Genomic DNA, 25,129 nt, shown 5'->3' with positions numbered 1-25,129 from the left:
TTCGGCGCGCGGCTTTATCTACGGGTCATTTCGCGGAGCCGGCATGCTGCAGCATTCACAATTGTCATCGGATCGTTCGGCGCGGGACGAGGAAGCCCGAAGGAACGGCGCCCGCGCCTCGGCCGAAGGCACGTCGCTCAACTATGTATCAGATGCCGATCCCGGCATCCGCAGATTGAGGAAGGGTACGGGATTCACTTATGTCCGGGCCGATGGCGGAACCGTCGATGAAACGACGCTTGCACGCATCAAGGCGATCGTCATCCCGCCCGCCTGGACGGATGTATGGATATCACCTGATCCGGACGGCCATATCCAGGCAACCGGCCGGGACCAGCGCGGCCGCAAACAGTATCGTTATCATCCGCAATGGACCGAGGAACGCGACGGCGTCAAATATTCAAGCCTCGTCGCCTTCGCCGAAAGTCTGCCTGCTCTCAGGCGGCAGATCGATGCCGATCTGCGTCGGCACGGATTGCCTCTGGAGCGTGTCGTCGCCTCGGTGGTCTGGTTGCTCGACAACACCATGATCCGCATCGGCAACGCGGCTTATGCGCGCGACAATAAGAGCTTCGGGCTGACCACCTTGCGTGACCGCCATGTCGAGATCACCGGATCCAGCCTGCGCTTCGCCTTCAAGGGCAAGTCGGGCAAGGAATGGAAGCTGAAGCTGGTCGATCGCCGGATAGCCAAGGTCGTGCGCGGCGCCCAGGATTTGCCGGGACAGAAGCTGTTTCAGTATCTCGATGAGAATGGCGACCGGCGGCCGGTGCGCTCGGAGGACGTAAACCGCTATATCCGTGATGCATCCGGCGCCGACTTCAGCTCCAAGCATTTCCGCACCTGGGGCGGCACGATCCATGCTGCGTCGCTGTTTGCCGCGACCGAGCTGCCGGAAAGCAAGACACAGCAAAAACGGGTAATCAACAGTGTCGTCGACAAGGTCGCCGAGCGGTTGGGAAACACCCGGGCGGTTTGCCGCAGATGCTACATTCATCCGCTGGTGTTCGAGGCCTGGAGCAAAGGGCGCCTGCTTGACGAAATGGCAGAAGCCAACAAACACAAACGCCTGATAGCCGGGCTCGACGAGGAGGAAACGCTGGTGCTCAGGTGGCTGCAGGCGCGCGGTGCCTGACAGGCAGGCGCAAAGATCGCCAAGTCCGTGATCCGTCGATAAATTTTTTTATCGACCTTGTGTCGGGAAGGGTCCTAGTGTCGCGTCCTTTGATACGGAAAGGACGAGATCATGCTCTACGCCATCCTCTGCTACGCCTCCGAAGACGTCGTCTGCTCCTGGAGCAAGGAACAGGACGACGAGGTTATGGCGAAGATCCTCGACGTTCAGGACAAATACGCCAAGGCCGGCCGGCTAGGGCCCGTGGCGCGGCTTTTGCCGACGACCGCGGCGACCACGCTCAGAAAGGTCAAGGGCGAGGCGGTCGTGCTCGACGGTCCGTTCGCCGAGACCAAGGAACAGTTCCTGGGCTTCTACACGCTCGAATGCAACGACCTCGACGAAGCCGTCGAATTCGCGCGCGAGCTCTCCGAGGTCAATCCGAGCGGCGGCTCCTACGAGATCCGGCCGGTTTCGGTCTTCAATCCGACAAAGGTCGCGGTATGACGGATCTCGCCTGGATAAGCACCGCTATCAGCAACGCCCGTCCGCAGGCGATGGGCGCGCTGCTGCGCTACTTCCGTGACCTCGACGCCGCGGAAGAGGCTTTCCAGGACGCGTGCCTGAGGGCGCTCAAGAACTGGCCAAAGAACGGGCCGCCGCGCGATCCGGCCGCTTGGCTGATCTTTGTCGGCCGCAACAGCGGCATAGACGCGGTGCGCAAGCGCGCCAAGCAGGCGCCGATGCCGGAAGAGGACCAGGTATCCGATCTGGAGGACGCAGAGAGCGACATGGCCGAGCGGCTGGACGGCGCGCATTATCGCGACGACATCCTGCGGCTCCTGTTCATCTGCTGCCATCCGGATCTGCCGGCAACGCAGCAGATCGCGGTGGCGCTACGCATTGTCTCCGGCCTCACCGTCAAGCAGATCGCGCGCGCCTTCCTGGTCGGCGAGAGCGCCATGGAACAGCGAATCACCCGCGCCAAGGCGCGCATTGCCGACGCCGGCGTGCCGTTCGAGACGCCGGGCGCGGTCGAGCGCTCGGAAAGGCTCGCCTCGGTCGCCGCGATGGTCTATCTCATCTTCAACGAGGGCTATTCGAGCAATGGCGGCGAGGCGCCGGCCCGCGCGCCGCTTTGCGAGGAGGCGATCCGGCTTGCGCGGCTGCTGCTCAGGCTGTTCCAGCAGGAACCAGAAATCATGGGGCTGACGGCGTTGATGCTTCTCCAGCATGCGCGGGCGCCGGCGCGTTTCGACGAGCATGGCGAGATCGTCCTGCTCGAGGATCAGGACCGTTCGCTCTGGAGCCGCAAGATGATCGACGAGGGCCTGGCGCTGGTCGAGAAGGCGCTGCGCCACCGCAAGCCTGGCCCCTATCAGGTGCAGGCGGCGATCGCGGCGCTGCACGCGCGGGCGGCGACGGCCGAGGATACCGACTGGACCGAGATCGACCTTCTCTACGGCCTGCTGGAGCAAATGCAGCCTTCACCGGTGGTGACGCTGAACCGCGCCGTCGCGGTCAGCAAGGTACGCGGCCCGGAGGCGGCGCTTGCCATGATCGAGCCGCTGGAAGGGCGGCTGTCGGGCTATTTCCACTTCTTCGGGCTGAGGGGCGGGCTGCTCATGCAGCTTGGCCGCAACGAGGAGGCGCGCGTCGCCTTCGACCGCGCCATCGCCTTGGCCAATACCGCCGCCGAGGCGGCGCATATCCGCATGCACATCGACCGGCTCATCAAGGAAAGCGCCGGGAAGTCGTCGATCCAGAAAGCCCGCTAAGGCATGTTGATATTCAGGTGAGGCCGGCCTGCAAATGCTCCCTGCGCTTCCGGTGCTCACGTACTGTTAGTACGCTCCGCTGCGGGTCTCCGAACTCACCATTTTCGACTCGGCCTGCCCTGGATCTCAACACGCCTTCGTCTCGGCTGTCCGCGGCCTGGCCCAATTTCGCAGCCCGGCCTTAGACCATGCCGGGGTGGCGGTTTTTCCCCGAAACGAGTAATGCCACGCCATCAAAGCGCCCAGGCGTGCCTGAGGGCACCTCCAGGACATGGCGCATGGCTCCATCCCCGCCCTGTAGAGGCGGAACGTGAAAGGGATAAAGAATGACATTAGCGAAGGAAACGGCCTCACTTCTCGAGAAACTCGGCGTCGCCGGGGATGCGCTGTCGGGCGGCGACCTCGCCGTGCGCAGCCCGGTGACGGGCGAGCAGATCGCGGCGCTGAAGTCGATCTCGGCGGCCGACGCCGGCAGGGCCATCGATGCCGCGCACAAGGCCTTCCAGGCCTGGCGGCTGGTGCCAGGCCCGAAGCGCGGCGAACTGGTGCGCCTGCTCGGCGAAGAGCTGCGGGCGCATAAGGACGCGCTCGGCCGCCTGGTGTCGATCGAGGTCGGCAAGATCCCGTCGGAGGGGCTGGGCGAAGTCCAGGAGATGATCGACATCTGCGATTTCGCCGTCGGTCTTTCCCGCCAGCTCTATGGCCTCACCATCGCCACCGAACGCCCAGGGCACCGCATGATGGAGACCTGGCACCCGCTCGGCGTCGTCGGCGTGATTTCGGCCTTCAACTTTCCGGTCGCGGTGTGGTCGTGGAATGCGGCGCTTGCCTTCGTCTGCGGCGATGCCGTGGTGTGGAAGCCGTCGGAAAAGACGCCACTGACGGCACTCGCCTGCGAGGCGATCTTCAGGCGCGCCGCCAAGCGCTTCGGCACTGACGCTCCGGCAGGGCTGCTCCAGGTGCTGATCGGCGACCGCGCCGTCGGCGAGGTGCTGGTCGACCATCCGAAGGTGCCGCTGGTCTCGGCCACCGGGTCGACCCGAATGGGCCGGGAGGTCGGTCCGCGACTCGCCAAGCGCTTTGCCCGCGCCGTGCTGGAGCTCGGCGGCAACAATGCAGGCATCGTCTGTCCCACCGCCGATCTCGACATGGCGCTACGCGCCATCGCCTTCGGCGCCATGGGCACCGCCGGCCAGCGTTGCACGACGCTCAGGCGCTTGTTCGTGCATGACAGCGTCTACGACGCCTTGCTGCCGCGGCTGAAGAAGGCCTATCAGACCGTCTCGGTCGGCAATCCGCTGGAAGGCAAGGCGCTGGTCGGCCCGCTGATCGACAAGGCTGCCTTCGACAAGATGCAGAAGGCGCTGAAGGAGGCCGAGGCGCATGGCGGCAAGGTGACCGGCGGCGCGCGCGTCGAGAACGGCCATCCGGACGCCTATTACGTGCATCCGGCGCTAGTCGAGATGCCAGCCCAGGTCTCGCCGGTGACGGAAGAGACCTTCGCGCCGATCCTTTATGTGATGAGATACACCGATTTCGACGAGGCGCTGGAGCAGCACAATGCGGTGGGCGCCGGCCTCTCGTCGTCGATCTTCACGCGCGACCTGCAGGAATCGGAGCGCTTCCTCGGCGTCGACGGCTCGGACTGCGGCATCGCCAACGTCAACATCGGTACCTCGGGCGCCGAGATCGGCGGGGCGTTCGGCGGCGAGAAGGAGACGGGCGGCGGCCGCGAGAGCGGTTCGGACGCGTGGAAGGCCTATATGCGCCGCGCCACCAACACGGTGAACTTCTCCAAGGCGCTGCCGCTCGCGCAGGGTGTCTCGTTCGATATCGACTGAAACAAGCGAGCGGTTCGGCTTGGAGAAGCCGAACCGCTCGATATTGCTCTTCAGAAAGCCTTTCCGGTCGCCGGGTCGAACAGGCGAAGCGCGTCTTCGTCGAACGCAAACGCGCATCGCTCGCCCTTCGCAACGCGGGCCTGCGGCGGCAGGGTTGCCGTCAGCCTTTGCGCGCCGATCCGGGCGGTGGTGACCTGCTCGGGCCCGGTCAGCTCGACGACATCGATCTCGACCGGCAGAGACAGTTCGGCGCCGCTGCCCGTCCCGAGGCGGAGCGCTTCAGGCCTGATGCCGACGACGACTTTCGCACCGTCGCGGACCGCTCCCGCATAGCGCGCGGGCAGCGCCAGCCGCGCATCCGTGCCGACGACTGCGAGCTTGCCGTCCTCGACCGTCGCTTCCAGCATATTCATCGAAGGCGCGCCGACGAAGCCCGCGACATAGAGCGTCGCAGGCTGGTTGTAGATCTCTTCCGGGGTGCCGAGTTGTTCGATGCGGCCGTCGCGCATGACGGCGATGCGGGTTGCCAGCGTCATCGCCTCGATCTGGTCATGGGTGACGTAGACGACCGTGGTCTTGAGCATCTCGTGCAGGCGCTTGAGCTCGGTGCGCATTTCCATGCGCAGCTTGGCGTCGAGGTTGGAGAGCGGCTCGTCGAACAGGAAGACCTGCGGCTTGCGCACCAGCGCCCGGCCGATAGCGACGCGCTGGCGCTGTCCACCGGAAAGCTGGCCGGGCTTGCGGTCGAGCAGGTTCTCGATCTGCAGGAGCTTCGCCGTCTCGCGCACCGCTTTGTCGCGCTCGACGGCGGGAACCTTGCGCATCTCCAGGCCGAAGCCGATGTTGCGGCTCACCGTCAGGTTCGGATAAAGCGCGTAGGACTGGAAGACCATGGCGATGTCGCGGTTCTTCGGATGCACGCCAAGCACCGAACGGCCGCCGATCAGCACGTCGCCGCTGGTTGCTTCGGCGAGACCGGCGATGATGTTGAGCAAGGTGGACTTGCCGCAGCCCGACGCGCCGAGCAGCACCAGGAACTCGCCGTTCTCAAGCGCGATGTCGATGCCTTTCAGCGTCTCGACGCTGCCGTAGTTCTTGCGGACATCGCGGATTTTAAGCGCGCTCATGGGCGGCATCCTCGAATTGGATCGGCCCGCCATAGTCGCGGGGCAGGGTTGAGATGGCGCGCGACGCCACCTGAATGGCGGCGGAGAGGCAGTCCTCCAGCGGCCGCCCTTGCACCAGCGCGGCCAGGAAAGCGGCGTTGAAGACATCGCCGGCGCCGATCGTATCGACGACGGTGACGCGCGGCGCGGGAACTTCGATGAATTTGCCGTCGGCGCCGATGGCAATCGCGCCGTCGGGTCCGCGCTTGACGACGACCGTCGCGCCATTCCTCATGCCGTCGCGGATCTTGCGCGCCGCTTCCGCCGGACTTCCGAGACCGGCCAATGTCGTGGTCTCGACCTCGTTGAAGAGCGCCAGTTCGCAGCGCGACAGCCAGCCGCGCGCAGCGGCGCAGTTCGCCGCGGTCCAGCCGTCGATCGGCCAGCCCGTGTCGAGCGCCACGGCGATGCGGTGCGCCTCGGCCCAGTCGAAGAAGGCATCGTAATCGCGCGTCAGGTCGTCGGTGAGGAAAGAGCCGCAGAGCAGCGCATAGCCGCCGGAAAGCCGATTGCCGTCCAGCACGGAGAGCACGTCGCCGAGGCTGAAGCGTGGCAGGTGGCCGCGCGTCGTGAAGAAGGTGCGCTCGCCGTCCGGATGGGTCATGCCGACCGACAATGTCGTGCCTTCGGGACGAACCGGCCATTTCTGCGCCCGGCGTCCGAATGCCTCGCGCAGCCAGCGCCCGAACTGGTCGTCGCCGAGATTGGCGGCGATCTCGAAAGCGATGCCCAGCGCCTGCCAGGCAAGCGCCGTGTTGCCGGCCTGGCCGCCGACGCGCAGATCGTCGTGATCGACGACGGTCTCGGTGCCGGCCTTCGGCCAGGGCGCGACCGGCCCGACGATCAGATCGACATTGACGTTGCCGATCACCGCGAGCGGCCGCATCATTCGCTCCTAGTGACCTTGGTGGTGCGCACCGGCGTTCCGGCATTCTCGACGCGGGAATCGGCGAAGGCGATCATCAGGCGTTGCGCCACCGGCAGCATGGCAAAGATCGCCGCCAATCCGGATGCAGGCGTGAAGCTCAACGTGACGGCGCCCGGGACCGGCGACATGCCCGAGGCGTCGAAGACAATCAGCGGCGCGCCGGTTTCGACGACGGACAGGGCCATGGCGGTGACGAGGTCGGCGGTCGGATCGTTGCCGCGGAAGAGCACGACGCCAATGCTTGGGCCCAGCATCTCCATCGGTCCGTGGCGCAGCTGGCCGCCTTCGAGCGAGAAACAAGGCAGACGCGACAGTTCGGTGAAGCCGAGCGCCAGGGCTTCAGCCACGCCTTGAAGGCTGCGGCCCGATGTGACCACGGTCGCCACATTGCCGAGCGCGGCAAGCGCCGCATCGATCTCAACCGTTTCCGGGGTCTTCAGCGCGGCAAGCGCGGCGCTGGGGTCGTCGCCAAGCGCGGCTAGGATGGCGAGGTGCAGGGCGAAGCTCACGGTCAGGCTACGGGTCGCCGCAAAGGCAAGCTCGGTGCCGCCGGCGCCGACGAGGCAAGGCACGGTGCGGCCGAGGAAGGAACCAGTCTCCAGCGTCAGGCCGAAGGTTTCGGCGCGACCGCCGGTCTCGGCAAACCAACGCAGCACCTCGGCGCTCTCGCCGGATTGCGAGGTGACGAGGACCGTCCTGCCTTCAAGCGGCAGCGGCTGCCCGAGCTGTTCCGACAGCGGCAGCGCGGTGGCGTCGATGCCATGCGCGCGATAGAGCGGCTCGACCGCGCGGGCGACGGCATGCGAGGCGCCCATGCCGAGCAGGACGAGCCTGCCCTTCCTCTTGATCGAGGCGGCCACCTCCGCGGCTGCCTCCCGATTGTTCTCGAAGGAGGCCAGTGCATCCTCATGTTGGCGTGCCATTTCGCGGTCGATCGCGACAAGCCCTGCCGGGCGTTTCTTTTCCGCAGTCATGATTATCCTTTCACTCCGCCGCTGGTCAGACCCGAGATCAGCGCGCGTTGCATGACGAGGCCGATCAGCACTGGCGGCAAGGCCGCGAGCACGCCGGCGGTGGCGATCAGTCCATAGTCGGAGACGCGTCCGCCGGCGAGATCGGCGATGGCGACGGTAAGCGTCTTTGCCCGCTGATCCGACGTGAAGAGCAGGGCGTAGAAGAATTCGTCCCAGGCCAGCAGCACGGCAAACAGCGCCGATGTCGCCACCACGGGCGCGGCCAGCGGCAAGGTGATGATGCGCCACGTCTGGAGCAGGCCCGCCCCGTCGATCATCGCCGCGGCCTCGATCTCGCGCGGGATGGAATCGAAGCCTGATTTCATCAGCCAGGTGGTGAAGGGCGCCAGGATGGTCAGGTAGATCAGCGCCAGCCCGAAGACGTTGTTGAGCAGGCCGAGCCAGGACAGACCCATGTAAAGCGGCACGGACAGCGCCACCGGCGGCAGCATGTAGGTGGCGATCACCATCGACAGCGACCATCCCACCGAAGGCGTGCGCGAAACGGCCCAGCCGGCGGGCACGGCAAGGACGACAGCCGCAAGCGTCGCCATGCCGGCGACCTCCAGGCTGTTTCGTAGCGATGACGTGAAAGCCGCACCGGCGCTGTTCTCGGCCCTCGACAGAAGCTGCGCGTAACGCGAGAAGTCGGCCGTCTGCGGCCACCAGCGCAGCGGCTTGGCGGCAAGATCTGCCGCCGGCGATATGCTCATGACGAAGAGCCAGGCGAGCGGCGCCAGGATCACGGCTGCAAGCAGGATGGCGCAGACATAGATGAAAGCGGTGAAGACCGGGCTCTTGCGTTCCATCAGGCTGCGCTCCCGGCGGTCTTCTTGACCAGCGTCGCATAGACGACGGCGAGCACGGTGACGAGCAGCGTGACGATCAGCGCCAGCGAGGCGCCGGAGCCGGCGCGCTGGAAGGAGAAGGCTTCCTGGTAGACGAGGATCGACAGCGAGCGCGTGCTGTTGGCGGGGCCGCCGCGCGTCATCACCCAGATGATGTCGAAGACCTTGAAGGCCTCGATGGTGCGCAGCACCAGCGCCACCATCAGCGGACCGGCGAGATAGGGCAGGATGACGAAGCGGAAGCGGTTGAACGGCCCGGCGCCGTCGACAAGCGCCGCCGCGGTGATGTCGCGCGGCACGGCCTGGAGGGCGGCGAGCGCGATCAGCGCGACAAGCGGAAAATTCTTCCAGCAGTCGGCGACAATCAGCGCCGCGAGCGCCGTGCCTGGCTCACCCAGCCAGGAGCGATAATCGTCTATGATATGGAGCTGCGTCAGCGCGGCGTTCAGCGCGCCGTATTCAGGATTGTAGATCAGCCGCCAGAGCGTCGCGTTGACGACGGTGGGCAGCGCCCAGGGCAGGATCATCAGCCCGCGCAAGACGGCGCGGCCGCGGAATTCCTGATTGAGCAGGAGTGCAGCAAGCACGCCGAGCGCCATCTCGGCGGCGACCGAGATGACCGCGAACCAGGTGGTGGTGGTCAGCGTGCGGGTGAAATTCGAGCTCGTCAGCATCTTGGCGTAATTATCGAAGCCGACGTAGTTGCCCGCCGTGCCGACCAGTTGAGCGTCGGTAAAGGAAAGCCTGACGGTATCGACCAATGGCCAGCCGATAACGGCGACCATGATCGCCAGGAGCGGCAGCATCAACAGCCACGCGCGAGTCGTCATCCAGGTGCCCGACATCAGAGGCGCCTCTCTTCCTTCATCCGGTCAGAGCGTTCACCGTTTCACGGAAACGACGAACCGCTCTATCTCTTTGTTTTAACGCAATTCCGGACGGAAAACCGCTTCACACTTTTCCCGGAATTGCTCTGGAAACAGCACGGGCGGCGGCGCTCGTGGATGAGGCCGCCCGCGTCGAGGAACGCCAGATCAGAGGCCGCTGTTTTCGGCGGCGGTCTTGAGCGCGTCTTCCGGCGTCGTCTGGCCGAGCAGCGATTCCTGGATCGCCTGCTGCAGCGCCGTCGACAGCTGCTGGTATTTCGGCGTGGTCGGGCGCGGATACATTGCGGCGAGACTGAGCTTGGCGGCGGCGATCAGCTCTTCCTGGCCCTTGGTGACGGTCGGGTCGTCATAGGACGAGGCCCAGATCGGCAGCGAGAGCTTGGCATACTGGTTCTGCGTCGCCTGCGAGGTCATGAACTCGATGTATTTCCAGGCTTCGTCCTGGTGCTTCGACACCGCCGTGATGCCAAGGCCCATCGATCCGTTGACGGCCGAGACCTCGCTGGTGCCGGCAACGCCCGGCGCGGGCACGACGCCGACCTTGCCGGCGACCTTCGAGTCCTTCGGATCGTTGGCCATATTGTACATGTAGGTCCAGTTCAGCGCGAAGGCGGCATCGCCGTTCTCGAACACCTTGCGGACGTCTTCCTCCAGGAATTCCTTGGAATTCGGATTGGTCAGGCCCGATTTGTAGCTGTCAACCATGTATTTCAGCGCCGAGACGCCGCCGCCATTCTGGAAGTCGGGCTTGCCGTCCTTGAGGAAGTCGCCGCCATAGGCGCTGACCAGCGTCGTGTAATCACAGATCGCGGCTTCGGCCTGTGCCCAGCTCCAGGCGATCGGCGTCTTCAGCAAGCCCTTGTCCTGGATGATCTTGGCCTGCTGGCCGAGCTCTTCCCAGGTCTTCGGCGGCGCCTTGATGCCGGCCTTTTCCAGGATCTCCTTGTTGTAGAACAGGTATTTGGTGTCGAGGATCCATGGCATGCCGTAATACTTGCCGTCATACTGGACGGTGCTCCAGGCGCCGGGCAGCACGCCCTTCTTCATGTCGTCGGTAATCTTCGACGATACGTCGACCAGCACCTTGTTGGTCGCATATTCGGCCGGCCAGATGACGTCGAACAGCACCACGTCATAGCCGCCGCCGGATCCTTGGGCGAGCACGGTCTTGTCGTGCAAGCCTTCATAGGGAACGAATTCGAGATTGACCTTGATGTCCGGATTGGCCTTGGTGAAGGCCTCCGTCATGGAGCGCACGTCGGCCTCGCTATAGGCGGCTTGCGCCATGAAGAGCGCGTTCAAGGTGGTTTCGGCGAAGGCGTGGGGGACGAACAGTCCGCCGACGAACACCGCGCCCAGAAGTATCTTACCGATCGATTTCAGCATTTGCCTTTCTCCCATTTTAGACAGCTGCGAGTGGGCGGCCAGCCGCTTCCTCGAATTCGCTTCGCGTGACCGGATCCATCCTCGGCGGCGTGCGGCGGAGCCCGAAAGCCTTGCCGTCTTTTTGTAGAGCCGCGCGGGCCTCACCTATTAAGTCAATTCGCTTGACTTAATTAGTCGATCAATCCTTTAATGGAGTCAAGAGGGGAAGCGACGGTGCACGACATCAGCCCGATCCGTGCCAAGAGCGGCACCAACCAGGAGGGTACCAGCGCGCATAACCGCCGCGTCATGATCGAGGCGCTGCGGCTCAACGGCGCGCTGTCGCGCGCCGACCTGGCGCGGGCGACACAGCTCACCAAGCAGGCTGTCTCCAACATCGTCGAGGATCTCGAGCGGGACGGCCTGGTCGTGGCCCTCAATGCGGTGCGCAAGGGCAGGGGGCAGCCCTTCACGCCCTATCGGCTGGTTCCCGAGGGTGCTTTTGCCATTGGGCTGCAGATCGACAGGCATCTGACGCGGGTGGTGGTGGTCGATCTCGTCGGCAAGGTGATCGCACGCGCCGACGCGGGTCTGCGGCTCGATGAGCCGTCTCCCGGCGTCCAGGCCATCCTTGGTCTCGTCGCGGATGTCAGGCGCGAGCTGGCCGGCATTTCCGCGCAGTTCGAACGGCGGTTGGTCGGCCTTGGCGTGGCCATGCCGGGACCGTTCGGGCTGAAGGAGTCCGACGACAAATGGATGATGCCCGCCTGGCAGCAATTCCCGCTGCTTGAGACGCTTGCCGCCGGCACCGGATTGAATGTCGGGCTGCAGAACGACGCCGCTGCGTGCGCCACGGCAGAGCGCATCGTCGGCGCCGCGCATGGCGTCGATCATGCGGTCTGCCTTTATGTCGGCTATGGCATCGCCGCGGGGCTTATCCTGAACGGCGAGCTCTACAACGGCGGCAACGGCAATGCCGGCGAGATCGGCAGGGCATTGCTGTCGCCGGCCGGTCCCGGCTCCACGCCGTTGGAGCACCGCGCCTCGCTCGCCTCGCTCTACCAGCATCTTGGGCTCGACCCCACCGAGAGTGGGCTTTACGAAGCGCTCGGCGCGCTGGCGCTCGCACAAGACCCGAGGGTCATAAGCTGGGTCGAAAGGGCCGCGTCCGACCTACGCTGGAGCGTGCATCTGATTGAGACGATCTTCGACCCGCAAACCGTTATCCTCACCAGCAGCGCGCCCGAGGCGCTGGCCCGGCTGCTGCTTCAGGCCATGCACCCGCTGCTGCCCTCGATCGCGGACCGGCCCGTCCGGCGCCTGCCGCGGCTGCAGCTCGGCAGCACCGATCCCTGGGCGATCGCGGTGGGCGCCGCGGCCGAGCCGATCAGCCGGGCCTTCGATCCGCGTTTCTCCGCTATCCTGAAGGCCGGATAGAAGTGCCTTACGATCAGTCGGTCGCTTGCGTCATGCTGGCGGCGAAGGCCGCGTCGACGTGGCGAGCTTGACCGCTTGGGCGATGACGTATTCGCCGTAGCCGTGTTCCGGCTTGCCACGGCATGCTGAACGGTGACGTCGACAAACGCGCCGCCGTCAGTTCCTTGCGTCACTGGGGTCCCTGCGAAAATACAAGGCAAGACCGATATGGGCCATCAGCCAGCGCTGGGTGGCAAAGACCGAGGAGGCCCGCGGGTTTCCTTGATAGGCCTGTTGCATCGCCAAGGCTTGTGCGCGCCCGCAAGCGGGCAATGCCGGGTGACCGGCAATGTCTTCGTAGGTCAACGCATCCTCCAGCTTCTACCCAAAGATGCCGTATGCTCGCACGTTGCGGATAGCAGCTTTGGCCGGCACTCGCCAGCGCGGGGGCGGTTTTGCGCGAGGCCGTGCCCGGGTTCCGGTGGTCAACGCCCTTTCAGGGCCGAGAGGCAGGCTTCGAAGGCCTCGTCGACGACGGCGAGCTTCGACGCCTGGACGGCCATGTATTCATCGAAGAAGGCCCTTGAAACCCACATCACGGAATGACCGCGCTGGCCGACCCAGCCGATGCTGCCGAGCGCCTCGGCATCATGGAGTTTGCGCGCCAGATGGGTGCGCGAGAGCTTCAGCCAGTGCGCGAATTCGCTGACCGAGATGACGCCGGTCGGTATCCTGTCGAGATGGGCGTCGTCGGGTTCGATCCCGCACATCAGCCAGTCCATGACGATGCCGCCGTTGTTCAGCCAGATAAACAACGAGAAAGTCGGTCCGGGCTCCCGCACGCCGTCGCTGGTGAGCAACCCGTCTGCGATCAGCGGCTGCAGGGTGGGCAGCATTTCGGGCCGGTCGAGGAAGGTTTCCAGCCGGTTTGCGCCGTCTATGTGGTCGAGCGTTCTCAGATGCGCGTAAATCCAGCCGGTGAAGGTCTCTATGGTGCCCCGCGTGACCTGTATGGGGTGGGCGCGGCCATCGCCGCTGGGCGAAATGTACTCGGCGACGTTGTAGTGCAGCATCTCCTTGACGAAGGCCTCGGCGGTGTTGCGGCTGGCCACCGAATGGCGGCGCACGAGTTCGATGAAGCGCGCCATCGTCATTTCGGTGCGGCGGTCGTTGGGGTCGCGCCGGAAATGCAGCGCAAGGCCGGCATGACCGAGCAGCCAGCGCTGCTGGGTGGCAAAGACGGCGGCCAGCCGCGGGCTCGTTTCGTAAATATGGATGAGCGCCTTGGCCTGCTCCTGCACACCGCGAAGCGCTGCCGGATGACGGGCGATCTCTGCGGCACTCAACGGCATTTCCTGCGGCACTCCATGCGATTCCAAGCAACGACAAATGAAGGTTCCCAATCTTCGCCGGCCATGTCCAGTTGCCCATTGGAACAAAGAACGACTACCCGGTGAATTTCTTGCTAACTCTTTGCATCGGTTTGGGAAACCCGTCCGATAATACTCGGGCCTGCAGCCCTGGGTTGATTTGACGACTCCCGGCGGACCTGAGCCCCGGCAACGGGGGATCTCGCGGACGCGACCGCCGGCGAGGCACTGCATATCGATGTACCGGCCGGTCAAGTTCAATTCACGGCCATGCTGCAGGCCGCCGGATCGCACGCGGCACGACGTGCTGAGACCATTGTTTTGCCCGGCTGGTCCATGCGACATGGTCCGATGACGTGGTTGCCTTGCCAACTGCGTTTCATGGAGGTTAGCGAATGGCTGGCAGGACTGTTCTGATCGCCGGCGGCGCCGGGGGAATGGGTCTCGCGACCGGGCTGCGTTTCGCGGCTGACGGCGAGCGGATCGCGCTTGCCGATCTCGCCGGCCCCAAGCTCGACGCCGCCGTCGCGACGATCGCGGCGACGGGGGCGGAGGCGATCGGCCTGCCGCTCGACATTCGCTCCGTCGCCGCCTGCCGCGACGTGGTGGGCAAGGCCAGGGACTGGGGCGGCGCGATAGACATCCTTGTCAATGCCGCCGGTGTCTGGCTCGAAGGGCCGGCGAGCGCGGTTGCAGAAGAGCAGTGGGATCTGGTGCTCGACGTCAACCTCAAGGGCGCCTTCTTCCTGATCTCGGTGGCCATCCCGCATCTGGCGGCAGCGCAGGGTGTGATCGTCAACATCGCCTCCGACGCCGGCATCGTCGGCAACAACGGGGCTTCCGTCTATTGCGCGTCGAAAGGCGGGCTGGTGCTCTTGACCAAGGCTCTCGCCCTGGAACTCGCCCCGCAAGGCATCAGGGTCAATGCCGTCTGTCCCGGCGACACGGCGACACCGATGATCGAATATCAGGCCAGGACTTATGGCGGAGACGATCCCGACGGCTACAAGCGCCGGCTTCTCGGGCACTATCCGCAGGGCGACAAAGCAAGGTTCATCCGGGTGGAAGAGATCGCTTCCTTCATCCACTATCTTTGCCAGCCGGGCGCGGCGCCGATCACCGGAGCCGCGCTTTCGATCGATTTCGGCGTCAGTGCCGGTTATTGAGCGTCGTGGGGTGGAAATGAACGTGTTCCTCAAATCCCGCAGGGCGTTGGTAACAGGCGCGGGCGCCGCCGACGGCATCGGCATCGCGACCGCGCGGGCGCTGGGCGAAGCCGGTCTTTCCGTCGTCATCACCGCCTCGTCCGCTCGCGTCGAGCAACGGGCACAGGAATTGCGGGGGGAAGGGCTCGATATAAGCGCTTTGGTGGCCGACCTGACGCTCTCCGGCGACGTCGAGCGTTTGCGCTCCGAGGCCGGCGAGATCGACATCCTCGTCAACAATGCCGGGATGGGCACCGTCGCCCAGCCGGCATTGCAGCGCCGGTTTCTCGACCTCAGCGAAAGCGACTGGGACCGCGGCATCGATGTCAGCCTGAAGACCGCCTTCTTGAGCACGCGCGGATTCCTGGCCGGCATGGTGCAGCGCGGTCATGGGCGCGTCGTCAACATGGCATCGGTGACGGGCCCATATGTGTCCAACGAAGGCGAGGCGGCCTATTCCGCGGCCAAGGCCGGCATGATCGGGCTGACACATGCGCTTGCCCTGGAGGTCGGCCGCAGCGGCGTCACGGTCAACGCCGTGGCGCCGGGGTGGATCGCGACGGGCGCCTCGACGCCCGAAGAGCTCGTCGCCGCGCAGAACACGCCACTCGGCCGCGCCGGCAGCCCCGCGGAAGTAGCGGCCGCCGTGCTGTTCCTGGCCTCCGACGCGGCGAGCTATGTCAACGGCGCCGTCCTCGTCGTGGATGGCGGCAACATCCTGCAGGAACGTAAGGGATGAGCCCCGGGACGCGAACAATGGTCAGGAGCAGCTCTGTCGATTATACAGGCGTTTTTTCAGCCTGATCGCCGTTCCGTGACCCCTGCCGCCCGCCTGCAAGCCACAATCGAACTTATGCATGAAGTCGACAGCATCGCGCGTCCCGCGGATGCCGTCGTTTCGGCGTGGTTTCGGGCCCGGCGCCATATCGGCGACAGAGACCGTGGCCAGATTCTGGAGTTGCTCTATGCGCTCCTGCGGCATCATGCGCGGCTTGGCTGGTGGCTGGCCAGGCATGGGCGCGAGGACAAGCCCCGCAACCGGCTGCTTGCATGGCTGACGCTCAAGGAAAGCAGGACGCCCGATCAGATCGAACGCTTGTTCAATGGCGTGAAATTCGCGCCTGCCATCCTGACGGGTCACGAGCACGCGCTGCTGGTCAGATTGCAGGGATCCACGATCGACCATCCCGGCATGCCGGAAGAGGTGCGCCTCGAATGTCCGCCCTGGGCGGCGGATCCGCTGCGGCGCCGTTTCGGGGAAGCGTTCGGCCAAGAGATGGCCGCGCTTTTGACGCCGGCGCCGCTTGACCTGCGCGTCAATCCGATCAAGTCGACGCGCGAGGCCATGCTTGGCGCGTTGAAGGATCTCGGCTTGCAGGCGCAGCCGTCGGTCATGGCTCCTTACGGCATTCGTGTGCATGAGCGCCCCTCGTTGGCCAGCCTGCCGATGCTGAAGAAAGGCGAGGTCGAGATCCAGGACGAGGGCTCGCAGCTTGTCGCCATGCTGGTCGATGCCCGGCCGGGCGAGCGCGTGGTCGATTTCTGCGCCGGAGCCGGCGGCAAGACGCTGGCCATCGCCGCGCAGATGAACAACAAGGGCTATGTTGTCGCCTGCGACGTCATGGAAGGCCGTTTGAAGCGCGACGCCGAGCGCTTCCGGCAGGCAGGATTGCACAATATCGAGACGCGGCTTCTGGCCAGCGAGACAGATCGATGGATCAAGCGCCACAAGGCTGGTTTCGATCGCGTGCTGGTCGACGCGCCATGCAGCGGCACCGGCACGTGGCGACGCAATCCCGACGCGCGTTGGCGGGCGCCGGAGGAACAGGGCCTGGACAAGCTCGTGTCGCTGCAAGCCCGCATCCTGTCGAGCGCAGCGCGCCTGGTGAAGCCCGGCGGACGGCTGGTCTACGCGACATGCTCCATGCTGTCGGAAGAGAATGAGGAGCAGGTGGCCGCTTTCCTTGCGGCGCATCCCGCTTTTCGCGCCGTGCCGCTTGACGAGGCCGCGCCGCAGCTGACGAATTCAGCCCATTCCGACTACCTGTCGCTGACGCCCGCACGCAACGACACTGACGGCTTCTTCGCCGCCGTCATGCAGCGGGGAGGCGCGCTCCCAGGCGCGGCCGCCCATAGCCGTTCGCGGTCCATTTTTTGAATGTCCGAATGGGGCCGTTACGAGACTGTCTGCTTTTCGGGAGCAGCATCAGAAAGCAGAGGTGCGAGAAAATAGTAGGCCCGAGTCTCGACCGGTGCGCCGCGTGGGGTAAAGAAGATAACTTTGTCTACTAGATAGCCCTCTAAGCGCGGTTTGCAGTAATCTCGAAGATGCTGCCGGCAACATGCTATCGGCGCGCCTTTCACCTTGGAATCGTCAAGTCCGCAGCGTTGTCCGGACATATCTTCACGATTATATCGATGTGAACACCACCGCAACCGCGAGTCGCCAAGTGACGCCATTCAGATACCGCAGCGGCATCAAGGAATTCAGCGAGGCGTTCACCAAACAGGTTGCGGCCGAGCTGCAGAAGCGGTGCGACGAACTCATCTCCCCCCGGAATGCGCAGAAATTCCAGCATGGCCGAATGTGGAAGACAAAGCCTACGGAGCACGGCGACGACGCCGGCGAAATGCAGGCGCATTCTTTCGAGTTCTCGTCCCACTTCGACGATGTCGTCAACCACGACCTTACCAAGTTCGTTGAGGCGAAAAACCGTTTGGTCGAGGGGCTGATGACGCAGTTCCAAGCTTCCCTTTACCAGACGATCAGCCAGTCCACCGAGAAATCGGGAAATACAGTTGTCGTCGGCCCGGGGCAGTCTCCTGCCGAGGCCTTCCTGGCCGCCCTTGAGATGATCGAATTTGGCATTGACGAGAATGGCCAAGTCAGTCTGCCCCAATTTCACATGGGACGAGAAAGCTTCGAAAAGACCATAGCCGATCTCGAAGCGCAGGGACCGGAGTTCACCGAGCGCATCGAACAGGTGAAGGCCGAGAAGTCCGAACTCGCCAGACAGCGGGAAAGCGAGCGACTTGCGAAATTCCCTCCGGCCTGGGAAAGAGACTCGCTTTGAGAGTGCTGATCGCTATCGGTTGCGACGCCTACGACAATCCGCCTCTCGAGCCCCTTGCAGGCGCGGAGAACGACGCCGCGACAATCTTCGAGCACCTCGCGGCGAAGAACTGGGGTGAGTACGATCAGGCGCAGTCGAAGCTGCTGCTGTCGCCGACGATGGCGGAGTTGCGATCGACCATCGAAGCCGCACTCTTCTCCGGCCCGCCCATCGAGGAATTGACGTTCTTCTTTGCCGGACACGGCGGCGTGAAGGACAACGGCTACTTTCTCTGCCTGAAGGATACCGACGTCGGCCGGATGTCGCTGAACGCCCTGTCGATGCCACAGCTCTTCGGCTGGATAACCGAGGCAAAGATCCGTCACACCAACCTGATCATCGACGCCTGCCACGCAGGCGGCGTCGTCCATGACATCGGCGTCCTCCTCAACCCTAATGTGATTGGAAAGGCAGGATCATTGGCCATTTCCATCCTGGCCGCGGCGGGTTCCGACGAATATGCAGGAGAGTCGGATGGAACCGGGCACTGCACGAGCGCGCTGATGTCGTGCCTGAAAGGAGAAACACCTGTTCAGACCACCCGACCGTCGTTTGACCTAGTTGAGGTCGGACAAGTCGTGTCAAGGCTGATGCATGGCACAGGCCAGTCCCCAGTCTGCTGGGGGATCAATCTTTTCGGTATTTCCCAACTCGCTAAGAATCCTCGCTTCTCCGGAGGTAGTGCGCACATCAGCGAGACCTTCCCGGGTCTGGCTTCGGACGGCGCAGGCAACGAGCATATCCGCGCCGCGTCGGATGCAATCTGGGAGCAGTATTTGTCGCTCACCAGAGAGTTTGACGCCGAGCGGTTTCTGGATGTCGTCCAGCCAGTCTGCGCAAACCTAGAGGAGGAGCCCGCGGTCGCTTCCGCCTTCATAATGGGGTTGGCCGCGACCTTCGGCGCCCGCATTGCCGCAACGGGCGATCACTTCGACGTTGCCAGACTCCGGTCTGCATGCGCGGTCGCGCTTCTGCCAATGGCTGTTTCCAGCACGCACTGCGCCGATGCCATCATGCAACTATCGAAAGGGGTCGTTGCGTCGATTGGCGAGGGGACCGATCAGCTTTTGGCCGACTTTACCGGAAGCACCTATGCGTTGCTCTCGAAGGACGGCGGCATCGCCGACTTCTACTTCCTGCCGCTGCGGCTGATGAGCATCCTGGGTTGGCTCGGTGCCGCGGTCCACATCCAGACTATGTCCGGCGAGAGCACAGCGGTGATCGCTCCGAAGGCGGCCGACCTCGTGCGCCTGATAATGGCGCATTACAGTAATTCGATCGTGCCAGTTTCTGACGAGATGACCCCGTTCTACGTGTCTTTTGCGGCTGCCGCCGATGTCTTGGGCTGCGAAGAGGAGATGGAATCGATTTCTGGCCTGCTGCTCAGGATTCTTCATCAACGAGGCGGGAGGATCGCCGGTCCAGGGCTGAATGGCGAGGACGCGCTACGGTTTCTGACTGCCGTTGCCGACGGACGTTGTGATGACTTTCGGAACATTCTGGCGAATCCGACGAGCCTCTTGCCAGCGGTGCTTTTGGTCATGGATCGAAGCGGGCTCGCTTATATCGCCGACGGTGCGATGAAGGGCTTCGACCACGTAAACATCAATATCTTCGTCCCCACCGACTTCAGCACATTCGGAGCAGGCCTTATCGAGGACGGGACGAACTTCTCGTTCAACATAGGCCACACCGTCTTCAGCGTCCGTGATCTCGTAGCCGAATGGTCGAAGATCGAAGCGCATCTGAGCGCCGACACGATACTGGCGTCTCCCGCGGTCCGGATTTCCAGCGTTCTTGCTTCCCTGCTGCGTCCTGATCGCGTCGCATGGTTTCTGGTCGCCGGACAGGCCGCTAGGCCATCCTAATCGGTCAGGGTCATTTGTACCGCGGAAAACTGCAAGACCTGGGCTCCCAATCGCATATCTGCGCGGGCTCCCTAATCGCCCCGCTCAACCGCTTGGCATTCATGATATTTGTGGCGCGCCCAGCAGGATTCGAACTATCTAATGGCTCTGAGCCAATTGGAAAAAGATTCGTCCGCTTTTGGGGAGCGCCTATTAGATCCTCAACGGCCGACAAGAGGCGCCAAGCTGCCGGCGAAATCGGATCTGCTTGTGGCTCGGATCGCCACCCGGCAGATCAGCTATGCTGACGGAGCGTTACCGCTCACTTCTTCGGCAGCGGCACACCCTTGGTGGTGAATCTCCGCCCCCTGCCGATAGGACGCACGGGGCGCTTCGTGCCGGCGGCCTTGCCGGTGCCGGGGGGCTGGTGAGCGGGCACGAGCTGGTCGGGGCGAGGGCCGATAAGGTCGGCGCGGCCCATCTCCTTCAGGGCATCGCGCAGCAGCGGCCAATTGTCAGGGTCATGGTAGCGCAGGAATGCCTTGTGCAGGCGGCGCTGCCGCCCGCCGCGGACGGTGTCGACCTTGTCGGTCGCGCCGCGCCGGACTCCCTTCAGCGTGTTGATGCCGGTATGGTACATGGCCGTTGCGGTCGCCATGGGCGAAGGCAGGAAGGTCTGCACCTGGTCGGCGCGGTAGCGGTTCTTCTTCAGCCAGAGCGCCAGGTTCATCATGTCCTCGTCGGTCGTGCCGGGATGGGCGGCGATGAAATACGGAATGAGATAGTATTTCTTGCCGGCTTCCTTGGCGGCTGCGTCGAACATCTCCTTGAAGCGGTCATAGGTGCCGATGCCGGGCTTCATCATCTTGTCGAGCGGCCCACGCTCGGTGTGCTCGGGCGCGATCTTGAGGTAGCCGCCGACGTGGTGGGTCACCAGTTCCTTGACATATTCGGGGCTCTTGACGGCCAGGTCGTAACGCACGCCGGAGGCGACCATCACCTTCTTGACGCCCTTGACCTCGCGGACCTTGCGGTAGAGCCGGATCAGGTCGTCATGCGAGGTGTTGAGGTTGGGGCAGATGTCGGGAAACACGCAGGACGGCAGGCGGCAGGCCGCCTCGATCTTGGGGTCCTTGCAGGCCATCCGGTACATGTTGGCGGTCGGCCCGCCGATATCGGAGATCACGCCGGTGAAGCCGGGGGTCTTGTCGCGGATCTTCTCGATCTCGCGCAGGATCGAGCCCTCGGAGCGGTTCTGGATGATGCGGCCTTCATGCTCGGTGATCGAGCAGAAAGTGCAGCCGCCGAAGCAGCCGCGCATCACCGTCACCGAGAACTTGATCATGTCCCAGGCGGGGATCTTGGCATCGCCATAGGACGGGTGCGGGGCGCGCGCGTAGGGCAGGTCGTAGACCGCGTCCATCTCCTCGGAGGTCAGCGGGATGGGCGGCGGATTGAGCCACAGGTCGCGGTCGCCATGGCGCTGGACGAGCGGGCGGGCATTGCCGGGGTTGGCTTCGCGATGCAGCACGCGCGAGGCGCGGGCATAGGCATCGCGATCGCCCTCGACCTGCTCGAAGGACGGGAGCCGGATCACGATGTCGCCGGGCTTGCGGCTCGCGCCCTCGTCGGCGGAGTCGAGATCGTTGGCATGGAGTTCCGTGAAGTGCTCGGGCACGCGGCGGAACAGGGCGACGCCCCTGATGGAATCGAGATCGCGCGGCGTGTCACCGGCGGCAAGCCGGTTCGCCACCTCGACGACGGCGCGCTCGGCATTGCCGTAGACCAAGAGGTCCGCCTTGGCGTCGGCCAGGATCGAGCGGCGCACCTTGTCGGACCAGTAGTCGTAGTGGGCGATGCGGCGCAGCGAGGCTTCGATGCCGCCCAGCACCACCGGCACGTCCTTGTAGGCCTCGCGGCAGCGCTGCGTATAGACGATGGTGCAGCGGTCCGGTCGCTTGCCGCCTTCACCGCCCGCCGTATAGGCGTCGTCGTGGCGCAGCTTGCGGTCCGAGGTGTAGCGGTTGACCATGGAATCGAGGTTGCCGCCGGTGACGCCGAAGAACAGCCTCGGCCGGCCCAGCGCCTTGAACGGCTCCGCCGACTGCCAGTCAGGCTGCGAGATGATGCCGACCCGAAAACCCTGGGATTCGAGCAGGCGACCGATGATGGCCATGCCGAAGCTCGGATGATCGACATAGGCATCGCCCGTGACCAGCACGATGTCGCATTCATCCCAACCGAGCGCCGTCATCTCGGCGCGGCTCATCGGCAGGAACGGCGCTGCCCGCCCGGCATGAGGCTTGCTGCCGGACAGCGGTGCTATGTTTTTCTGGGCGCTTGCTATGGTTTCCATGGCCGACGTATAGGCCGCCGCCAAAGCGAATTCAATTAAGCTCGATATTAGGGCCCGGAAGGGATGCATCGGGACGTGTCCGGACGCGCCGCTTCGGTATCCGAGCGCTTTCATTAGGTTTTTGGGTGCCCCTGAAAGGGCTGGTAGCGGGGGAGGGACTTGAACCCCCGACCCCAGGATTATGATTCCCGTGCTCTAACCAACTGAGCTACCCCGCCAGGGTGGCAATGGCCCGGAAAACCGTCCTGGATGGACGGGCGTCGCGAGGCGTTCGCCGAGGTCGCGCGGATATAAGGTTGCGAGGGTGAGCCTGTCAAGCTTGGATGAGGCCGACATGCCGGCATAATCCGGCCGGCTTAATCTCGTCCCGGAAAAGCTTTGCCAGACAGACACTCAGGGCAGGTCCCGGGGTTGAGTTCGGCGGGGCACGTCGCTATGTCTCGGCCATGAAATTCTAGAGTTTGAACGAATGAAGCCGCGCATCGCCGTCCTCGGTTGCGGATACTGGGGCAGCAACCATATCCGCACCCTCAAGGCGCTTGGCGCGCTGCATGCCGTTTCCGACGTCAATCGCGCCCGCGCCGAAGGTTTCGCCAGCGAGCAGGATTGCCTGGCGATCGAGCCGAACAGGCTGTTCGAGCGCAACGACGTCGACGCCATCGTCATGGCGCTGCCGCCGCAATTCCATGCCGACACCGCAGTGCGCGCCGTAGAAAGCGGCAAGGACGTGCTGGTGGAAAAGCCGATCGCGCTGACGGTCGCCGACGCCGAGCGCGCGGTGAAGGCGGCAAAGGACAATGGCCGGATCTTCATGGTCGGCCATGTGCTGCGTTTCCATCCCGCCTTCGAGACGCTGAAGGCGCTGATCGACAATGGCGAACTCGGCGAGGTGCGCTACATCCACTCGCACCGGCTCGGCCTCGGCAAGTTCCACACCGAAAACGACGCGCTCTGGGACCTTGCGCCGCACGATTTGTCGATGATCCTCGCCATCACCGGCACGGAGCCGATCGAGGTCAGGGGCGAGGGCGCGGCGCTCCTCGACAACCTCAGCGACTTCGCGCATCTGCATATGCGTTTCCCGAACGGCCTGCGCAGCCATCTCTTCGCCTCGCGCCTCAATCCCTATCGCGAGCGGCGGCTGACGGTTGTCGGCACCAAGGCGATGGCGGTGTTCGACGACGTCGAGCCCTGGGAGCGCAAGCTTGCCGTCTACCGCCACGCGGTGTGGCAGGACAGCGGCCAGTGGGCCTTCACCGCCAACGAGCCTTCCTATGTGGCCGTCGGCGAGGGCATGCCTCTGACGCGCGAGCTTGCCCATTTCATGCAATGCATCGAGACGCGCGCCAAGCCGCGCACCGATGGCGAGGAAGCGATCCGGGTGCTGCGCATCCTGACAGCCGGCACGGTGATCCACACCGGCTCGTCCGCATAGAGCAATCAGACTGAGAATTTACTCGGCGGGAATCTGCGCCGGTCTTGCCGCCAGTCTGGACAGCATCGCCTCGGCTTCCGCGCCGCGCTCGGAACGCTCGATGAAACCGCCGCCGAACACGCGCGCCTCGTTGCCGTCGTCGGAATAGAGCACGCAGGCTTGGCCCGGCGCGATACCCGATTCGCCGTCGGCCAGCTCGACGGAAGTCACCCCGTCGCGGTGGTGCAGCACGGCCGGACGCGGCGGCCTGGTCGAGCGAACCTTGGCGAAGAGCTCGATCCCGGCGGCCGGAACATCCGACAGCCGTCCGTCGCCCAGCCAGTTCATGTTGCGCAGATAGATCTTGTGCGTCTCCAGCGCCTCGCGCGGACCGACGATGACGCGCGCGCGGTCGGCGTCGAGATGAACGACATAGAGCGGCTCGCCGGAGGCGATGCCGATGCCGCGGCGCTGGCCGATCGTGTAGCGCAGGATGCCTTCATGGCGGCCGAGCACGCGGCCGTCGATATGGACGATGTCGCCGGGATTGGCCGCGGCCGGCTTCAGCTTGGCGATGATATCGGAATATTTGCCCTGCGGCACGAAGCAGATGTCCTGGCTGTCCTGCTTGGCGGCGACGGTGAGCCCCATTTCCTCTGCGATGGCGCGGACCTGCGGCTTCGACAGGCCGCCGAGGGGAAATCGCAGATAATCGATCTGCGCCTGCGTGGTGGCGAACAGGAAATAGCTCTGGTCGCGGTCGGCATCGACGGGGCGGTAGAGCGCGCGATGCGCGCCATTGGCGCGCGAGCGGATATAGTGGCCGGTGGCAAGGGCGTCGGCGCCGAGGTCCTGCGCGGTCGCCAGAAGGTCGGCGAACTTCACTGTCTGGTTGCAGGAAACGCAAGGGATCGGCGTCTCGCCGGCGACATAGCTTTCGGCGAAGGGATCGATGACCGCCTTGCGGAAGCGCTCCTCATAGTCGAGCACGTAATGCGGAATGCCGAGCGTCTCGGAGACGCGGCGGGCGTCGTCGATGTCCTGGCCGGCGCAGCACGAGCCGGCGCGATGGGTGGCCGCGCCATGGTCGTAAAGCTGCAGCGTCACGCCGACGACGTCATAGCCCTCGCGCTTCAGGATGCCCGCGACCACGGACGAATCGACTCCGCCCGACATCGCGACGACGACGCGGGTTCCTTCGGGGCGGCGAGGAAGATCGAGGCTGTTCATGATGCTTTCACTGTGCGGCGCTCAATGCCAATGGCCGGAATATAGGTCAAGCGCCACGCGTGCGCCAGCTTGCGACCCAGGCCGAGATTACCGGCAATTTCAAGGCCTGGGAGGCCGGTGTTTCAAATTCTAAACGAAATCCTAACCGGGCGTTCATGATCCTTACCTAGTGATTAGGGTTCGCTTAGGCAATTTTTAAAGCTGTGGCGGTACTGTGGCGGGGATTGGGTCTTTGAGT

21 protein-coding genes and 1 tRNA gene are annotated in these 25,129 nt (G+C 64.4%); 11 read left to right on the top strand and 11 right to left on the bottom strand.

Annotation, left to right across the window (positions count from 1 at the left end; translation table 11 throughout):
• Positions 1-43: 43 nt before the first annotated feature.
• The 4 genes from FJW06_RS00480 to FJW06_RS00465 all read left to right on the top strand — a co-directional run bounded on the left by FJW06_RS00480 (position 44) and on the right by FJW06_RS00465 (position 4,733).
• Complete coding sequence (locus FJW06_RS00480) at positions 44-1,135, top strand: DNA topoisomerase IB (protein ID WP_140746342.1); 1,092 nt, start codon at positions 44-46, stop codon at positions 1,133-1,135.
• A 111-nt stretch (positions 1,136-1,246) separates the two neighbouring features.
• Positions 1,247-1,621 (top strand): YciI family protein, encoded by a 375-nt coding sequence (locus tag FJW06_RS00475; protein WP_140746339.1) that lies wholly within the window; start codon positions 1,247-1,249, stop codon positions 1,619-1,621.
• On the top strand, positions 1,618-2,892 hold the full coding sequence (locus FJW06_RS00470) for an RNA polymerase sigma factor (protein WP_140746337.1): 1,275 nt from the start codon (positions 1,618-1,620) through the stop codon (positions 2,890-2,892). Before FJW06_RS00475 ends, FJW06_RS00470 begins: the two co-directional genes overlap by 4 nt.
• 326 nt (positions 2,893-3,218) lie before the next feature.
• Entirely contained in the window at positions 3,219-4,733 is a 1,515-nt protein-coding gene (locus tag FJW06_RS00465; RefSeq protein WP_140746334.1) for an aldehyde dehydrogenase family protein, read from the top strand.
• A gap of 50 nt (positions 4,734-4,783) precedes the next feature.
• On the opposite strand, the gene ugpC is transcribed toward FJW06_RS00465, so the two are convergent.
• The 6 genes from ugpC to FJW06_RS00435 all read right to left on the bottom strand — a co-directional run bounded on the left by ugpC (position 4,784) and on the right by FJW06_RS00435 (position 10,961).
• Positions 4,784-5,860: a sn-glycerol-3-phosphate ABC transporter ATP-binding protein UgpC gene (gene ugpC, locus FJW06_RS00460; RefSeq protein ID WP_140746331.1), complete on the bottom strand. Its 1,077-nt coding sequence runs from the start codon at positions 5,858-5,860 to the stop codon at positions 4,784-4,786.
• Positions 5,847-6,785, bottom strand: coding sequence for a PfkB family carbohydrate kinase (locus FJW06_RS00455; protein WP_140747646.1), 939 nt, complete (start codon positions 6,783-6,785; stop codon positions 5,847-5,849). The genes ugpC and FJW06_RS00455 overlap by 14 nt, the downstream gene beginning before the upstream one ends.
• Positions 6,785-7,801 carry an SIS domain-containing protein gene (locus tag FJW06_RS00450; RefSeq protein ID WP_140746328.1) on the bottom strand — a complete coding sequence of 339 codons (1,017 nt, stop codon included), beginning with the start codon at positions 7,799-7,801 and terminating at the stop codon, positions 6,785-6,787. The genes FJW06_RS00455 and FJW06_RS00450 overlap by 1 nt, the downstream gene beginning before the upstream one ends.
• Before the next feature lie 2 nt (positions 7,802-7,803).
• Entirely contained in the window at positions 7,804-8,649 is an 846-nt protein-coding gene (locus tag FJW06_RS00445) for a carbohydrate ABC transporter permease (RefSeq protein ID WP_140746325.1), read from the bottom strand.
• The gene (locus FJW06_RS00440; RefSeq protein ID WP_140746322.1) at positions 8,649-9,533 is read right to left on the bottom strand and encodes a sugar ABC transporter permease; all 885 of its coding nucleotides are present in this window, start codon (positions 9,531-9,533) and stop codon (positions 8,649-8,651) included. Before FJW06_RS00440 ends, FJW06_RS00445 begins: the two co-directional genes overlap by 1 nt.
• A 189-nt stretch (positions 9,534-9,722) precedes the next feature.
• Positions 9,723-10,961: an extracellular solute-binding protein gene (locus tag FJW06_RS00435; protein ID WP_140746319.1), complete on the bottom strand. Its 1,239-nt coding sequence runs from the start codon at positions 10,959-10,961 to the stop codon at positions 9,723-9,725.
• Positions 10,962-11,174: 213 nt separating this feature from the next.
• On the opposite strand from FJW06_RS00435, the gene FJW06_RS00430 reads away from it, so the two are divergent.
• Positions 11,175-12,377, top strand: a complete 1,203-nt coding sequence (locus FJW06_RS00430; protein WP_140746316.1) for an ROK family transcriptional regulator — start codon at positions 11,175-11,177, stop codon at positions 12,375-12,377.
• Between the two features lie 156 nt (positions 12,378-12,533).
• Here the strand turns inward: FJW06_RS00430 and FJW06_RS00425 are convergent, their stop codons facing one another.
• The gene (locus tag FJW06_RS00425; protein WP_181178098.1) at positions 12,534-12,722 is read right to left on the bottom strand and encodes a hypothetical protein; all 189 of its coding nucleotides are present in this window, start codon (positions 12,720-12,722) and stop codon (positions 12,534-12,536) included.
• Between the two features lie 119 nt (positions 12,723-12,841).
• Positions 12,842-13,708: a hypothetical protein gene (locus tag FJW06_RS00420; RefSeq protein ID WP_140746313.1), complete on the bottom strand. Its 867-nt coding sequence runs from the start codon at positions 13,706-13,708 to the stop codon at positions 12,842-12,844.
• A gap of 413 nt (positions 13,709-14,121) precedes the next feature.
• On the opposite strand from FJW06_RS00420, the gene FJW06_RS00415 reads away from it, so the two are divergent.
• From FJW06_RS00415 to FJW06_RS00395, 5 genes are all read left to right on the top strand, one after another.
• Positions 14,122-14,892, top strand: a complete 771-nt coding sequence (locus FJW06_RS00415; RefSeq protein ID WP_140746310.1) for an SDR family oxidoreductase — start codon at positions 14,122-14,124, stop codon at positions 14,890-14,892.
• A 22-nt stretch (positions 14,893-14,914) separates the two neighbouring features.
• Positions 14,915-15,670: an SDR family NAD(P)-dependent oxidoreductase gene (locus FJW06_RS00410; protein ID WP_246674485.1), complete on the top strand. Its 756-nt coding sequence runs from the start codon at positions 14,915-14,917 to the stop codon at positions 15,668-15,670.
• A gap of 114 nt (positions 15,671-15,784) precedes the next feature.
• Entirely contained in the window at positions 15,785-17,089 is a 1,305-nt protein-coding gene (locus FJW06_RS00405; protein WP_210238945.1) for an RsmB/NOP family class I SAM-dependent RNA methyltransferase, read from the top strand.
• A gap of 262 nt (positions 17,090-17,351) precedes the next feature.
• Entirely contained in the window at positions 17,352-18,005 is a 654-nt protein-coding gene (locus FJW06_RS00400) for a hypothetical protein (protein WP_140746301.1), read from the top strand.
• Positions 18,002-19,912 carry a caspase family protein gene (locus tag FJW06_RS00395; protein ID WP_140746298.1) on the top strand — a complete coding sequence of 637 codons (1,911 nt, stop codon included), beginning with the start codon at positions 18,002-18,004 and terminating at the stop codon, positions 19,910-19,912. The genes FJW06_RS00400 and FJW06_RS00395 overlap by 4 nt, the downstream gene beginning before the upstream one ends.
• 301 nt (positions 19,913-20,213) lie before the next feature.
• On the opposite strand, the gene FJW06_RS00390 is transcribed toward FJW06_RS00395, so the two are convergent.
• Together FJW06_RS00390 and FJW06_RS00385 are read right to left on the bottom strand one after the other, a co-directional pair.
• Positions 20,214-22,247: a YgiQ family radical SAM protein gene (locus FJW06_RS00390; protein WP_140746295.1), complete on the bottom strand. Its 2,034-nt coding sequence runs from the start codon at positions 22,245-22,247 to the stop codon at positions 20,214-20,216.
• Positions 22,248-22,388: 141 nt separating this feature from the next.
• Positions 22,389-22,465: transfer RNA gene (locus FJW06_RS00385), tRNA-Met, on the bottom strand.
• Between the two features lie 251 nt (positions 22,466-22,716).
• Between FJW06_RS00385 and FJW06_RS00380 the strand changes: the two genes are divergently transcribed.
• Positions 22,717-23,682 carry a Gfo/Idh/MocA family oxidoreductase gene (locus tag FJW06_RS00380; protein ID WP_140746292.1) on the top strand — a complete coding sequence of 322 codons (966 nt, stop codon included), beginning with the start codon at positions 22,717-22,719 and terminating at the stop codon, positions 23,680-23,682.
• An 18-nt stretch (positions 23,683-23,700) separates the two neighbouring features.
• Here FJW06_RS00380 and mnmA read toward each other — a convergent pair whose 3' ends face one another.
• Positions 23,701-24,891 (bottom strand): tRNA 2-thiouridine(34) synthase MnmA, encoded by a 1,191-nt coding sequence (mnmA, locus tag FJW06_RS00375; RefSeq protein WP_140746289.1) that lies wholly within the window; start codon positions 24,889-24,891, stop codon positions 23,701-23,703.
• Between the last annotated feature and the right edge of the window lie 238 nt (positions 24,892-25,129).

The organism is Mesorhizobium sp. B4-1-3, from assembly GCF_006439355.1.
GTDB lineage: Bacteria > Pseudomonadota > Alphaproteobacteria > Rhizobiales > Rhizobiaceae > Mesorhizobium.
Note: the sequence above shows the minus strand (reverse complement) of the source record. Positions and strands in the feature narration are given on the sequence as shown.

Excerpts from the sequence above, each read along its gene's own strand:
- FJW06_RS00480 (WP_140746342.1), top strand. The coding sequence starts at position 44 with ATGCTGCAGCATTCACAATTGTCATCGGATCGTTCGGCGCGGGACGAG.
- FJW06_RS00475 (WP_140746339.1), top strand. The coding sequence starts at position 1,247 with ATGCTCTACGCCATCCTCTGCTACGCCTCCGAAGACGTCGTCTGCTCC.
- FJW06_RS00470 (WP_140746337.1), top strand. The coding sequence starts at position 1,618 with ATGACGGATCTCGCCTGGATAAGCACCGCTATCAGCAACGCCCGTCCG.
- FJW06_RS00465 (WP_140746334.1), top strand. The coding sequence starts at position 3,219 with ATGACATTAGCGAAGGAAACGGCCTCACTTCTCGAGAAACTCGGCGTC.
- ugpC (WP_140746331.1), bottom strand. The coding sequence starts at position 5,860 with ATGAGCGCGCTTAAAATCCGCGATGTCCGCAAGAACTACGGCAGCGTC.
- FJW06_RS00455 (WP_140747646.1), bottom strand. The coding sequence starts at position 6,785 with ATGCGGCCGCTCGCGGTGATCGGCAACGTCAATGTCGATCTGATCGTC.
- FJW06_RS00450 (WP_140746328.1), bottom strand. The coding sequence starts at position 7,801 with ATGACTGCGGAAAAGAAACGCCCGGCAGGGCTTGTCGCGATCGACCGC.
- FJW06_RS00445 (WP_140746325.1), bottom strand. The coding sequence starts at position 8,649 with ATGGAACGCAAGAGCCCGGTCTTCACCGCTTTCATCTATGTCTGCGCC.
- FJW06_RS00440 (WP_140746322.1), bottom strand. The coding sequence starts at position 9,533 with ATGTCGGGCACCTGGATGACGACTCGCGCGTGGCTGTTGATGCTGCCG.
- FJW06_RS00435 (WP_140746319.1), bottom strand. The coding sequence starts at position 10,961 with ATGCTGAAATCGATCGGTAAGATACTTCTGGGCGCGGTGTTCGTCGGC.
- FJW06_RS00420 (WP_140746313.1), bottom strand. The coding sequence starts at position 13,708 with ATGCCGTTGAGTGCCGCAGAGATCGCCCGTCATCCGGCAGCGCTTCGC.
- FJW06_RS00415 (WP_140746310.1), top strand. The coding sequence starts at position 14,122 with ATGGCTGGCAGGACTGTTCTGATCGCCGGCGGCGCCGGGGGAATGGGT.
- FJW06_RS00405 (WP_210238945.1), top strand. The coding sequence starts at position 15,785 with ATGCATGAAGTCGACAGCATCGCGCGTCCCGCGGATGCCGTCGTTTCG.
- FJW06_RS00390 (WP_140746295.1), bottom strand. The coding sequence starts at position 22,247 with ATGGAAACCATAGCAAGCGCCCAGAAAAACATAGCACCGCTGTCCGGC.
- FJW06_RS00380 (WP_140746292.1), top strand. The coding sequence starts at position 22,717 with ATGAAGCCGCGCATCGCCGTCCTCGGTTGCGGATACTGGGGCAGCAAC.
- mnmA (WP_140746289.1), bottom strand. The coding sequence starts at position 24,891 with ATGAACAGCCTCGATCTTCCTCGCCGCCCCGAAGGAACCCGCGTCGTC.